Source organism: Shinella sp. 838, from assembly GCF_029623935.1.
Classification (GTDB): Bacteria; Pseudomonadota; Alphaproteobacteria; order Rhizobiales; family Rhizobiaceae; genus Shinella.
Window position 1 is genome coordinate 19,520 of sequence record NZ_JARSBQ010000006.1, and the last position, 12,015, is coordinate 31,534.

The window sequence follows — 12,015 nt, forward strand, 5'->3', positions numbered from 1 at the left end:
ATTTTCGAAAAGCCTTTTCACCCGGAACGGGAAGCATAACCTGCAACACTCGAAGCCCACGCCCCGCCAAGGGCGGCCATCGGCGATAGAGGCCGTGGCCCTTGCCCGCGCAGGCGGCGCCGGTTTCAGGACACCAGGCGTCTGGCCGTGATGGCCTCGATCTCTTCATGGACAAGGATGCTGGAGACGGCCTTGAGCAGCGGCTGGGGCCTGCCGAGCAGGAAGCCCTGGGCTTCCGTGCAGCCCGCCTGGCGGATCGCTTCCAGCTGGGCCGGGGTCTCGATACCCTCGGCCGTCGTCGTCATGCCCAGCTCGCCTGCAAGCGCCGCGATGGCCGAGACGATGGCGGCGCTGTCGGGGCGGACCGTGATGTCGTTGACGAAGGAACGGTCGATCTTGACCTTGTCCAGCGGGGCCAGCCGCAGGTGGCTGAGGCTCGAATATCCCGTGCCGAAATCATCAAGGACGATGCGCACGCCGAGCGCCTTCAGGCTCTTCACCGCGGCAAGGGTCCGGTTGTCGTCGTCGAACAGGGCGGTCTCGGTGATCTCCAGCTCGAGCCGCGCCGGATCGAGGCCGGTCTCGGCCAGCACATCCCGGACGATCGCGACCATGTCGCCGAAGGCGAGCTGCACCGGCGACAGGTTGACGGCAATACGCGGCGCGCCCGGCAGATGCACGGCATCCCGGCACGCCTGCCGCAAGGCCCAGGCGCCGATCTCGACGATCAGCCGGGTCTCCTCCGCCAGCGGAATGAACTCCCCCGGAGACACGGAACCGCGCTCGGGATGCTGCCAGCGCAGCAGGGCCTCGAAGCCGCTGAGCGTGCGGGAGGCCAGCTGGTAGATCGGCTGGTAGGCGAGCTCGAACTGCTCCTCGGCAATCGCCCGTCGAAGGTCCGCCTCGAGGGCGATGCGGCCATGCAGCTGCTCGTCCATTTCCTCCGTGAAGAAGCAGAACGTGCCGCGCCCGCGGGACTTGGACTGGTAGAGCGCCACATCCGCCTGCTTCAGCAGCGTGTCGGCATCCCCGCCCGCACCCTCGGCAATGGCGATGCCGATGCTCGTCGATATGGCGATCGCCCGGCCCTCGATGGAGAACGGCTGGCTGAGGACATCGACGATGCGGGCGCTCAGCACTTCGGCGGATTGCGGCTGGTCGTGCCCGGTGCACAGGATCGCGAACTCATCGCCGCCAAGGCGCGCGACGGTGTCGGTCTTGCGCACGCAGGCGGACAGGCGCCGCGCGACGTCCCGCAGCAGCTGGTCGCCGACCGGGTGGCCGAGCGTGTCGTTGATGTCCTTGAAACGGTCGAGATCGAGGAACAGCAGCGCGGCCTGCCCACCCCTGGTGCCGATCTGCTGCAGGACATCGGCAATCTGCGTGCGGAAGGCCAGCCGGTTCTGCAGGCCGGTCAGGTCATCGTGATGGGCAAGGAAGCGGATGCGGCTTTCCTGGCGGGTGAGGGCAATGTTCTGCCGCTGCGCCTCCTCGACCGCGGCATTGGCGCGGGCATTGGCCGCGGCGAGCTCCGCGTGGGCCGCCTTCAGCGCGGTGATGTCCGTGCGGATGCCGACGCGGCCGCCATCGGCCGTCCGCCGCTCGCTCGCCAGCACCCAGACGCCGTTCGGCAGCATGCTCTCGATCGCGCCGCTGTCCCCGCTGTGCCAGGCGACAAGATCGCCGATGAAGGTATCGATGTCCCCCGTAAGCTGCGGATACTGGCCCCTTTCGGCGCCCTGGCGAACGATATCCTCGAAACGCGCGCCTGCCTCGATGAAGGGGGCGCTCAGCGCGTAGAGGTCGCGGTAGCGCTGGTTGCAGGTCACCAGCCGGTCGTTCTCGTCCCACATCACGAAGCCATCGGACATCGCCGCGATCGCATTGTCGAGGACGGCAGAGGCGCGCTCACGCTCCGCGCCGACCTTTTCCCTCTGGCGGATGGCGACCAGGATCGCCGCCGCGAAGGCGAGCACGAACAGCGCGACGATCCCGGCGCCGAGAACGATGCCGTCGCGCGCGCTGCGCCAGTCGGAGAGCAGAACCGCGTTCTGTGCGCTGAGCACCACCCTGATGTCACCATAGAGCGACTGCCGGGCGACCGTCAGCACGCCATCGTCCGCACCGGTCTCGGTGGCCGGGAAGGCCACGCCGTTCACCGCCCCCTGCTGATGGGCAGCGCCATGGGATTTGCCGATCAGCAGCTCGTCATGCGGCTGCGAGGCGATAACCCTGCCATCGGCGCGCTCCAGGAAGATCCGCGTACCGCGTCCCAGATTGGTCTCCGACACCAGCTTCATCAGGGTCTGCAACGGCACTTCGGCGACCGGAACGATGCCGATCCATCCGGGAATCGGACGCGCGACATAGAGCGACCAGTCGCCGGTGACGGGATTGTGCACCGGGCCGATCAGGGTTGTCGGATTACGGCCCACCAGCGCGACATCGGTCGGCAGCGGATGACGCACCGTCATCGATTGCCCGGACGCCACCACGCTGCCATCCGGCGCAACCAGCAGGAGATCGCGAAAGGCCATTGTCTGAAAGCTGATGCCGCTCAGCAGCTGGCCGGCCGGCCCGGCCTGGCCCGGGGCGATCTTCGCCGCCTTGAACAAAGCCGGGAGGCTCGCCAGCGCGCCGTCGACCTGAAGCAACTGCCGCTCGAGCGCGTTCTCCACCGCCTTGGCGGACCCTTCCAGCGATTGCCGCGCGGCCAGCCAGGCAGCCCGTTCCGCCTTTTCCACGACATGCACGGTGCCAAGCGCGATGATCGTCAGGATGGCGGCCGTGCCGGCGCAGACGACGAGCTGAAGGCGTTTCATCACGGCAGGATACCCCGGCATTTCTGGTTGGTCATGGGCTTTGGGGCTCGTTTGCAAGGACGGGTTTGAGATAGGTGTTCCAGGTCTGCTCGCAGCTCTTTCCGCATCGCTTGAACCAGCGCGGCAGCACGACATCGAGCAGCAGGCGCTGCCGCCGCACTTCGTCCTCCGGCGATGTCGGCACGATGGTCATCGCCGCCTGGGTTTCGCCGGAACAGTCCGGCGCGCCGGCATTGCAAGCGAGCCCGCGCGCCGTGTCCGCCTCGGCCTGGGCCCAGATCCGCTGTTCGAGCTGGCGCACGCCCTGCGCGACCGTGCTGCGCACATCGACGGGCAGGTTGTCCCAATAGGGCCGGTTGACGCCGAAGATCGATACGCCCCAGCTCAGCGCCATGGCATGCACATAGGATGTGACCTCCGGCAGCCCGATCTCGTAGCCGCTCAGCGTGCCGGTGATCGCGCAGTCGACGAGGTCATCGCGAAGGCTCGGCACGATATCGGCAAAGGGTATGCTCACCGGCACGGCACCGAGCGCCGTCACCAGTTCCGATTGCGCGACGGAGGACGTCCGGATCCGCCGGCCGGCGAGGTCGTCGAGACCGGTGAACGCGTCGACGCAGAACAGCACCTGCGCCGGATAGGCGTAGACGCCGAGAAGCCGGATATCGTAGCGCTGGTCCAGCACCATTTCCAGGTGCGGCCGGTAGGCGCCGACCGTCCGGCGCAGCATCGCCACGTTGGGGTTCAGCGTCGGCAGGTCGATCGCGCTCAGTTCCGGCTCGTCCCCGGCGGTGGCGCTCAGCAGCACGGTCCCGAAGGAGACGACGCCAAGCCGCAAGAGCTGAAGCATTTCCTGGGCACGCAGCCCGCCGGCATCCAGCGGGCGGATCGCCGCGCTGATCCGGCCCTGCGACAGCGGCCCGATTTCCGTTTCCCAGAACGGCTGCTCGATCTTGGTGAACTGCGTGACGCCTGCAAGACCGCCGATGACCTGCAACCGGACCTGATCGCCTGAAGATTGCTGGGCGGAGGCACCGCCGGCACAGCCAAGCAGCGCAGCAAACAGGGTGCACGCCAGCCATGCGCCGGTAAAGCGGCCTGCCGCTGCACGCCCGCACCCTCGTCCGCTCATTCGTTACCCCCGGCTTACTCTTCTCCCAGCGTGAAATCTTCCGTCATAGAAGTTAACGGACCCTGTGTCCGAACTGCGAAATATGACATCTTGAGTTGCATCGATACGCCCGCGTTTTCCGGGATGCTCCGCAGTCTGGCTTGCCCGCTGCGATTTCGTCGAATAGGGCGGGATCGATATCCGGCCCCTCTTGAACCGGCCGCTTCCGGACGCCAGATAGGCGCTCGGACCGCAAGGAGACTGATGCTTGAACACGACCTGCCCCGTTCTCACGCCCGCAGAGAAACACTATGTCGAGATACAGGAGCGGGTGGAGAAGGCCATGATGGCCGCAATCCACGCGGCGCTGAAGACCGCGATCGAACAGGCTGCCGAGGAATTGAAGGCCGTCGGCCTCGACGAGCCGCCGCCGGCCTACGACTATTTTGTCGCCCACGCACAGCAGCAGCTGTTCCTGCACCTGTGCGGCGCGGACCCCGAGACCTTCGAGGGCGGCGATCCCGACATCGCCACCTTCGTCATCCGCAACGGCCAGAACATCCGCGACCACTACTGGGCCAAGGACAGGCCGGCGTCCGACGACGCCGAAGGCTGACCGGATCCCCCGCCGAGATCAGGCGGCCATAAGCTCGAAGCGGTGCATCTCGTCGTCGAGGCCGCGATAGGTCCATGCCAATGCCGTGAAGAAGGCGTGGGCCGCGTCGTTCTCGTGATCGACGAAGGCCATCCAGCCGGCGGCCGGCGGATGGCCGTCCCAGCCGACGACCGCGGCAAGCGCCCGGCGGCCCAGGCCCGTGCCACGCACGGCGGGGCGCACCGCGATATCCGTGATCCCGTGGAGCCCGCCTGGCTCGGGACTCCACACACAACCGACGAGTGCAGCGGGCGCACCGTCCTCGACACCGACGAGCTGGACGCCGTCCGTTGCGTGCAGGACGTGATCGAGCCATGCCTCGTCGAGCGGACCGAGTTCCTCGTTGAGGCGTTCGTCCTCGAACCAGTGCTGGATCCATGGCCAATCCTGCGGGGTGATCCGTCTCAACTGCATGCGCGTCCTGTGCTCCCTGACCGATGCCCCGAAGATGGGAGCGCCGGACCGGAAATTCCATGGGGCCGGGTGAGGGCGATCGCCGGTGTCGGATGGAGTGCGCGGGCCCCCTCTGCCCGGCCGGCCATCTCCGCAGACCCCACGCGATCGCCCCCGGCGGGGAAATGCCGCGCTCCTTTCGAGAGCGCGGCCTCCCGGCCTTACTTCACCTGCGTGACCGTCAGCTTGCCATTGACCCGCTCTGCGACGAACTCGACCTTTGCGCCGGCCTTGAGCTTCTCCATGAGCGCCGCGTCGGCGACCTGGAAGACCATGGTCATGGCGGGCATTTCGAGGTTCTTCAGCTCCTCGTGGACGAGCGTGACCTTCTTGGCCTTCTCGTCCACCTTCTTGACCGTGCCGTTCGTGAATTCCTGCGCGAAGGCGCCGGAGGCGGCAGCAAGGACGAGCGCTGCGGAAAGAGCGATTTTTGCGATGAATTTCATGATGTTCTCCTTTCTTCTCACTTCTTGGCGACGGTGATGTCGCCGTGCATGCCGGCGTCGTAGTGCCCCGGCACGAGGCAGGCGATCTTGAAGACGCCGTCATTGGTGAACTTCCAGACGACCTCGCCGGCCTTGCCGGGGGCAAGGCGGATGGCATTGGGATCCTCGTGTTCCATTTCCGGGAACTTCTCCATGACCGCCTTGTGCTTCATGACCTCCTTCTCCTCGTCGAGCACGAATTCATGGTCGAGCTCGCCGGAATTCTTGATCGCGAAGACGATCGTCTGGCCCTTGCGGACCTTGAAGGTGCTCGGCGTGAAGATCATCTTGCCGTCGTCGGTCTCCTTCATCGTCACGCGGATGGTCTGGGTGGCCTCGGCCTTCTTGCCGGGTTCGCCGACAGCCATGGCACCGTGGCCGGCATCGGCAAGGGCGCTCGTCGAAAAGCCCGCTGCGAGCAGCAGCGCGGTCAGTGCGGTCTTCATCATTTCATATCCTTCGTTTCGAGGGGGTTGGCTCAGCCGTGCTTGGCGTGGCCGGGGGTAATCGTGGTCTTCGCGTCCTTGGCCTTGGTCGTTTCGGGCAAGGCGCCCGTCCACTCCCAGGCCTGCGTGCCGGGCGGGTTTTCGTACCAGCCCGGATCGCTGTAATCGCCCGCCGAGATACCCTCGCGGACCTTCACGACCGAGAACATGCCACCCATTTCGATCGGGCCATGCGGGCCCCAGCCGTTCATCATGGGGATCGTGTTCTCCGGTATCTCCATCGACATTGCGCCCATATCGGCCATGCCGGCGGTGCCCATGGGCATGTATTCGGGACGGAACTGTCTGATTTTCTTGGCGACCTCCTTCTTGTCGACGCCGATGAATGTCGGGACGTCGTGCCCCATGGCGTTCATGGTGTGGTGCGACTTGTGGCAATGGATCGCCCAGTCGCCGACATATTTCGCGTCGAACTCGTAGGCCCGCATCGCCCCGACGGGGATGTCGATGCTGACCTCCGGCCAGCGCGCTTCCGGTCGGACCCAGCCGCCGTCCGTGCACGTCACCTCGAAATCGTAGCCGTGCATGTGCACCGGGTGGTTCGTCATCGTCAGGTTGCCGACACGCACGCGGACCTTGTCGTTCTTGGAGACCACCAGGGGGTCGATCCCCGGGAAGACACGGCTGTTCCAGGCCCACAGGTTGAAGTCGGTCATCTCCATGATGCGCGGGACATAGGCGCCGGGCTCGATGTCGAAGGCGTTCAGGAGGAACACAAAATCCCGGTCGACGGGCATGAAGGCCGGGTCCTTCGGATGCACGACGAAGAAGCCCATCATGCCCATCGCCATCTGGACCATCTCGTCCGAATGCGGGTGGTACATGAAGGTGCCGGACTTGATGAGGTCGAACTCGTAGACAAAGGTCTTTCCGACCGGGATATGCGGCTGCGAGAGCCCGCCGACGCCGTCCATGCCCGAGGGCAGGATCATGCCGTGCCAGTGGATCGTCGTGTGCTCCGGCAGCTTGTTCGTCACGAAGATGCGCACCCGGTCGCCCTCGACCGCCTCGATGGTCGGGCCCGGCGACTGGCCGTTATAGCCCCAGAGATAGGCCGTCATGCCCTCCGCCATCTCGCGCTCGACAGGCTCGGCGATCAGGTGGAATTCCTTGACGCCATTGTTCATGCGGTAGGGGAGCGTCCAGCCGTTAAGCGTGACGACAGGCGTGTAGTCCGGGCCGGTGGTGGGACGCACCGGGAACTGGGTGGCCGCGCTATCCATGACCGCCGCCTCGGGCAGGCCCATATTGGAGGTCTGGGCCCAGGCGGTGGACGAGACGAGCGCCGCGCCTGCAGCGCCGGCCCCGAGAAACTGTCTTCTGTTGAACATCGTCGTTTCCTTTCTCAATGGCCGGCGCTTTCGGCTTCTTCAGCCGGTGCCGCGCCGCCTTCCGCCGCCGCCGAACCGGTGCTGCCGCCGTAAAGCACGGGGGCAAGGTTCGCTTCGGCGAGCCAGAAGTCGCGCTTGGCGTTGACGGCAAGGAGGGTGGAGTCGATCTTCTCGCGGCTGTCCGCGATCAGCTCGAAGGTGCTGGTGATCATGCCGTTGTAAGTCATCATGGATTGCTCCTCGATGGCCGTGCGCAGCGGCAGGACGCTGTTGCGGTAGTGTCGGGCGATGTCGTAGGTCGACCGGTAGGCCACATAGGCCGAGCGCGCCTCGGAACGGACGTTGACCGCCTTTTCCGCGAGCTGGTTGGCCGCCCGCATATAGGCGAGTTCGCCCTTGCGCATACGGGCCTGGCCGGAATCGAAGATCGGGATGGTGAATTCCAGCCCCGCCGTCTTGGAAATGCTCCGGCGGATCTTGCCGTCCTCGCGCTCACGCTCCTGTTCCAGCGTGCCGACCAGCTCGATATCCGTAACGAGGCGGGTGGCGTCGGTGAGCTTGTAGGACTGGGCCGTCGCCGAAAGCTCCAGCCGGGCGACCTGCATGTCCATGCGCTTGTGGATGGCCTCGGCCTCGATATCGTCCCGCTTGGCCAGCGCCTTGGGAAGCGACGGCAGGCGGTTGGGGATCTGGAACTCGATGTCCGAGCCCGACAGGCCCATCAGCCGGACCAGCTCTTCCTTGGCGAGCTTTGCGGCGAGCCGCGCCTTGGCGGTCTCTCCCGTCAGCTCGGCATAGAAGACGTGCTCGCGGGCCTGGTCCGCCTTGGGCATCGACCCGGCCTCGCCGATCTTCGTGGCGAGTTCGGAAGCCGCGTCGGCGGCCACCTTGGCCTGGTTGAGATAGGTGACGTTCTCCCAGGCGGAGACGGCATTGATCCAGGCACGGCGGGTTTCCGCCGCCAGCGAGACCGTCTCGACCGCAGCGTTCAGCTGCGCCTGCCGGAAGCGCGTTTCGGCCAGCTTGATGTCCCGGTCGTAGGTGGCGAGCGCAAGGATGTTCGCCGCGATGGCCCCCTCCAGAACCCGGTAGGCCTCAAGCCCCGGCGTGCCGATGCCGGAGAGCCCGACGGAGACTGTCGGCAGCACGGAAAGCTGGGTCTGCCAGGCGTCGGCGGCGCTGTCGCCAAGATCGGCATAGGCCGCCTGCAGGCCCTTGTTGTTGAGGAGCGCGACCTGGACGGCGGTCTCGACGTCGATCGACTTCCTGGCCATCAGCGCCTTCACGCGTTGACGGGTCTCTTCGGCCTGCTGGCGGTTCTGCACCCAGACGGTCTGCTTGCCCGTGGCTTCCGCGCTTTTGGCCGAAGCGTCGGAAAAGCCCGCCGTCTTCGCCGAATAGCCGGTGCTGACGCAGCCGGTGGCGAACAGGGGAAGCACAAGCGAGGCGACCAGCTTCATCTTCAGCGATACCATCATGCACCGCCCTTCGGTGCCTGATCGTCGTTGAGGCCACGCCACGGCTTGGGATCAACGGGCATGCGATGGGAATAGGCGCCGATGGGGCTCTGATAGGCAAGGGGAGCCGCTACGGCGGTGTCAGGATCATGGGACGAAGCGACGACTTCGGGCAGCGTGGATGCGCATCCGCTCGCGACAAGCGGAATGGCAGCCACCAGGAACATGAGTTTCATGGTGAAAATCCGAGAAATAGATGACGAAGGCGCCGGCGCGCGTTGCCGCGCACGGGCACTGCAACACCCTCAAGGGGTCTGCGGAATCTCAGATATTGGGCGGCAGGTGCAGACGGGGTGCAAGGCCGACGAGATCGTTGTCGTCGATGAACGCAAGCACGGGATCAAGACGCGGATGGGCCAGCGCAGCGCTGTCGCAGTCGATGGCCGCGACGCCGCAATAATCCTGGCAGCAGTCCGGCTTGGTGTCCTTCGCGCCCGCCTGCCGCTCACCGCCGCCATGGTGATCCTCGTCCGCGACGGCGGCGTGGTCGGTGCCATGGGAGGCGGTATGATCGGCTTCGATCTGGGAAGCTGCGGCCGGCGTCTGCGGATGCATGGCGGCATTTGCCGAGGACAGGCTGTAGCCCGCCAGCGACACGACGATCACCAGTCGAAAAATCAGCGTTGCCGCTGCAGAGGCGAATCGAAGCATGCCGCTCATGATCCCGTAAATCACCGGAGCCTTGAAGATTGTCAACCGGCCCCGCTCTCAAACTGCACGCCCCCCGTCGAAAGACAGACGGGCAGCACGCGGGGCGGCCAGGAGGAAGGCGGTTCGTTTGAGCATCGTCCAGGTCCTCGTTCACGGCTGCGACATGCAGCACGGGAAGGCTAGGGCGACGATTTTTCCCTCACCTCTCGCAAACCTTACAAATTTGTAAGGGAGCGGCGGCGGTATCAGCTCTTCCAGAAAAGCGGCGTCAGCACCACGAGCACCGTCAGCACCTCGAGGCGACCGAGCAGCATCATCACCGAGAGCAGGTAGAGGGCGGGGTCGGAGATGGTCGAGAAATTGCCGGCCGGGCCGATGATGGCGCCGATGCCCGGGCCGACATTCGAAAGCGCGGTGATGACGGCCGACGTCGAGGTCAGCACGTCGTAGCCGAAGGCCGACATGGCGAGGCTGCCGGCGGCCCAGAGCATCAGATAGGTGGTGAAGAACAGGACGACAGCGCGCTGCAGTTCGGGATCCACCGTCATCCTGCCGTAGCGCACGGCATGGATGCCGTTCGGATAGATCAGCTTGTAGAGGCCAGTGCGGATCATGTTGAAGAGAATGATGAAGCGGTAGGCCTTGATGCCGCCCGCCGTCGAGCCTGAGCAGCCGCCCATGAAGGTCATGAAGAACGCCATGGCGACGACGAAGGGCCCCCAGAGCGTATAGTCCTCGCTGGCAAAGCCCGTCGTCGAGAGGATCGTCGAGACCGTGAAGAAGGAATGGGCGAGCGCGGCGTGGAAGGGCACGCCGCTGTTCAGTCGGTGATAGACGGCGATCGCCACCGAGAAGGCGACGAGATAGGCGAGGAAGACGCCGATCTGCGGGTCGCGCAGCGCGTCGAGCCGGCCGCGCACCATGAAGACGATCAGGATCGAGAACGGGAGGCTGCACACCGTCATGAAGAACGTGCCGGCCCACAGCAGCGGGAGGCTGTTGAAATAGCCGAAGGAAGCGTCATGGGTGGAGAACCCGCCGGTCGCCACCGTCGCCATGGCATGGTTGAGCGCATCGAAGCGGCTCATGCCGAGCACGGCATAGGTGAGCGTGCAGGCGAGCGTGATCAGCACGTAGACGAGCACGAAGGCGCGGGTGAAGCTGGCGATGCGGGCGAACGGCTTGTCGTTCGTGTCGGAGGATTCCATCTTGAAGAAGGAGATGCCGCCGACCCTGAGATAGGGCATGACGAAAAGGCCGAGCGCGACGATGCCGATGCCGCCCAGCCAGTGCAGCAGCGAGCGCCACATCAGGATGCCCGGCGGAGCGTGGTCCAGCCCGGCAATGACGGTCGAGCCGGTCGTGGTGATCGCCGAGACCGATTCGAACAGCGCCTTGGCGAAGTCCATGTCGAGCGAGGACAACATGAAGGGCACCGCGCCCACGAGCGAGAAGACCAGCCAGAGCAGGTTGACGAGCAGAAAGCCCATCTTCTTGTTGAAGGGCGGCGGGCCGGAGCGGGTCGCCGCGGCCGCAAGCAGAGAAACGCCGCCGACGAGCACCGCCGACAGCACGAAGACCTGCCAGTCCCGATGGCCGTAATAAATGTCGACCATGGCGGGTACGAGCATGGCGGCGGCAAGATACAGCCCGCAGATCGCCGAAATGTTGATGGCGGACCGGTAGATCGTGGCGTTCAAGGAAGATGGTCCCTCATCAAGGCATGGGCCGACCGCGCCCTCCGGCTGCTGCCGCAGGCTTTCAGGTTCCTCTCCCTACACCGGAAGACCGCCGCCCGGAAGCGCCTTCCGGCGGATGGGCGGCAGTCGCGGCAGCGGACTGGGCTCAGTCGAGTACGGCCATGCGCAGTTCGGCCTCACGGCCGAGCTGCGTCATCCATTCGGTATATTGCGGGCGGTTCTTGATCTGGCGGCCGTAGTGGCGGCCGAGCGCAGCGTTGAGTTCGCCCTTGCGGCCGAGCTGGGCATCGGCAAAGCCGATCATCTGCGAGTTCGGCCACGCCTGCGGGCGAATGGCGACGAGGCGGGTGAAAAGATCCTCGGCAGCCTCGCCGGGGTTGGCCTGCGCCATCAGGGTCAGCATGGCGGCCGTCGAGCGCGACACGCCCATATGGCAATGGACCAGGAGGTGGCTCGGTCCCTGGCTGTCCTGCCGTGCCTGGAAATCCGCGCCGAACTGCAGGATCGCCTCGACATGGTCCGGCCGGGGCATCACCTGGTCCGGCAGGGCGGCGATGATGTCATGGAAACGCAGCGTCGTGCGGTGATGCCGGGCATAGGTCGCAAAGGCCTCGAGCTCGGGCAGATCGGGATCGACGATGGACAGGACGTGGGTCACCTTGCGCTCACGCTGAGCCGGCAGTTCATCGATCCCGCAAACCGTCAGTTCCGGGGTAAAAATCACATCCATGGTCTATCCTTCCAATCCTGCTGCTTCGGCCCATCGCCACGTCAACGCTGGCGC

At 65.6% G+C, this 12,015-nt stretch carries 12 protein-coding genes; 1 reads left to right on the forward strand and 11 read right to left on the reverse strand.

Going from position 1 to position 12,015, the window contains the following annotated elements:
• Positions 1-125 precede the first annotated feature (125 nt).
• Together P9A16_RS18800 and P9A16_RS18805 are read right to left on the reverse strand one after the other, a co-directional pair.
• Positions 126-2,822, reverse strand: coding sequence for a bifunctional diguanylate cyclase/phosphodiesterase (locus P9A16_RS18800; protein WP_245290338.1), 2,697 nt, complete (start codon positions 2,820-2,822; stop codon positions 126-128).
• Between the two features lie 31 nt (positions 2,823-2,853).
• Positions 2,854-3,954, reverse strand: a complete 1,101-nt coding sequence (locus tag P9A16_RS18805; RefSeq protein ID WP_023516869.1) for a TRAP transporter substrate-binding protein — start codon at positions 3,952-3,954, stop codon at positions 2,854-2,856.
• 247 nt (positions 3,955-4,201) lie between these two features.
• On the opposite strand from P9A16_RS18805, the gene P9A16_RS18810 reads away from it, so the two are divergent.
• Positions 4,202-4,549, forward strand: coding sequence for a hypothetical protein (locus P9A16_RS18810; protein ID WP_024270057.1), 348 nt, complete (start codon positions 4,202-4,204; stop codon positions 4,547-4,549).
• 18 nt (positions 4,550-4,567) lie between these two features.
• On the opposite strand, the gene P9A16_RS18815 is transcribed toward P9A16_RS18810, so the two are convergent.
• From P9A16_RS18815 to P9A16_RS18855, 9 genes are all read right to left on the reverse strand, one after another.
• A complete protein-coding gene (locus P9A16_RS18815) occupies positions 4,568-5,002 on the reverse strand; it encodes a GNAT family N-acetyltransferase (protein ID WP_023515004.1) in 435 nt (144 codons plus the stop codon).
• A 200-nt stretch (positions 5,003-5,202) separates the two neighbouring features.
• Positions 5,203-5,487 carry a copper-binding protein gene (locus tag P9A16_RS18820; protein WP_023515005.1) on the reverse strand — a complete coding sequence of 95 codons (285 nt, stop codon included), beginning with the start codon at positions 5,485-5,487 and terminating at the stop codon, positions 5,203-5,205.
• A 17-nt stretch (positions 5,488-5,504) separates the two neighbouring features.
• A complete protein-coding gene (locus P9A16_RS18825) occupies positions 5,505-5,972 on the reverse strand; it encodes a cupredoxin domain-containing protein (protein WP_037405311.1) in 468 nt (155 codons plus the stop codon).
• A 32-nt stretch (positions 5,973-6,004) separates the two neighbouring features.
• Positions 6,005-7,363: a multicopper oxidase family protein gene (locus tag P9A16_RS18830; RefSeq protein ID WP_023515007.1), complete on the reverse strand. Its 1,359-nt coding sequence runs from the start codon at positions 7,361-7,363 to the stop codon at positions 6,005-6,007.
• A gap of 14 nt (positions 7,364-7,377) precedes the next feature.
• Entirely contained in the window at positions 7,378-8,838 is a 1,461-nt protein-coding gene (locus P9A16_RS18835) for a TolC family protein (RefSeq protein ID WP_037405313.1), read from the reverse strand.
• Positions 8,838-9,056, reverse strand: coding sequence for a hypothetical protein (locus P9A16_RS18840; RefSeq protein ID WP_023517405.1), 219 nt, complete (start codon positions 9,054-9,056; stop codon positions 8,838-8,840). Before P9A16_RS18840 ends, P9A16_RS18835 begins: the two co-directional genes overlap by 1 nt.
• Positions 9,057-9,144: 88 nt before the next feature.
• The gene (locus P9A16_RS18845) at positions 9,145-9,531 is read right to left on the reverse strand and encodes a hypothetical protein (RefSeq protein WP_156031816.1); all 387 of its coding nucleotides are present in this window, start codon (positions 9,529-9,531) and stop codon (positions 9,145-9,147) included.
• A 245-nt stretch (positions 9,532-9,776) separates the two neighbouring features.
• Complete coding sequence (locus P9A16_RS18850; protein ID WP_371260087.1) at positions 9,777-11,162, reverse strand: TrkH family potassium uptake protein; 1,386 nt, start codon at positions 11,160-11,162, stop codon at positions 9,777-9,779.
• 214 nt (positions 11,163-11,376) lie between these two features.
• Positions 11,377-11,961: a tyrosine phosphatase family protein gene (locus P9A16_RS18855; protein ID WP_023517402.1), complete on the reverse strand. Its 585-nt coding sequence runs from the start codon at positions 11,959-11,961 to the stop codon at positions 11,377-11,379.
• Positions 11,962-12,015: the final 54 nt, after the last annotated feature.

Bases quoted from the DNA above. Each gene is read 5' to 3' on its own strand.
- P9A16_RS18815 (WP_023515004.1), bottom strand. From the start codon at position 5,002: ATGCAGTTGAGACGGATCACCCCGCAGGATTGGCCATGGATCCAGCAC.
- P9A16_RS18820 (WP_023515005.1), bottom strand. From the start codon at position 5,487: ATGAAATTCATCGCAAAAATCGCTCTTTCCGCAGCGCTCGTCCTTGCT.
- P9A16_RS18830 (WP_023515007.1), bottom strand. From the start codon at position 7,363: ATGTTCAACAGAAGACAGTTTCTCGGGGCCGGCGCTGCAGGCGCGGCG.
- P9A16_RS18850 (WP_371260087.1), bottom strand. From the start codon at position 11,162: ATGCTCGTACCCGCCATGGTCGACATTTATTACGGCCATCGGGACTGG.
- P9A16_RS18800 (WP_245290338.1), bottom strand. From the start codon at position 2,822: ATGAAACGCCTTCAGCTCGTCGTCTGCGCCGGCACGGCCGCCATCCTG.
- P9A16_RS18835 (WP_037405313.1), bottom strand. From the start codon at position 8,838: ATGGTATCGCTGAAGATGAAGCTGGTCGCCTCGCTTGTGCTTCCCCTG.
- P9A16_RS18845 (WP_156031816.1), bottom strand. From the start codon at position 9,531: ATGCTTCGATTCGCCTCTGCAGCGGCAACGCTGATTTTTCGACTGGTG.
- P9A16_RS18840 (WP_023517405.1), bottom strand. From the start codon at position 9,056: ATGAAACTCATGTTCCTGGTGGCTGCCATTCCGCTTGTCGCGAGCGGA.
- P9A16_RS18805 (WP_023516869.1), bottom strand. From the start codon at position 3,954: ATGAGCGGACGAGGGTGCGGGCGTGCAGCGGCAGGCCGCTTTACCGGC.
- P9A16_RS18855 (WP_023517402.1), bottom strand. From the start codon at position 11,961: ATGGATGTGATTTTTACCCCGGAACTGACGGTTTGCGGGATCGATGAA.
- P9A16_RS18825 (WP_037405311.1), bottom strand. From the start codon at position 5,972: ATGAAGACCGCACTGACCGCGCTGCTGCTCGCAGCGGGCTTTTCGACG.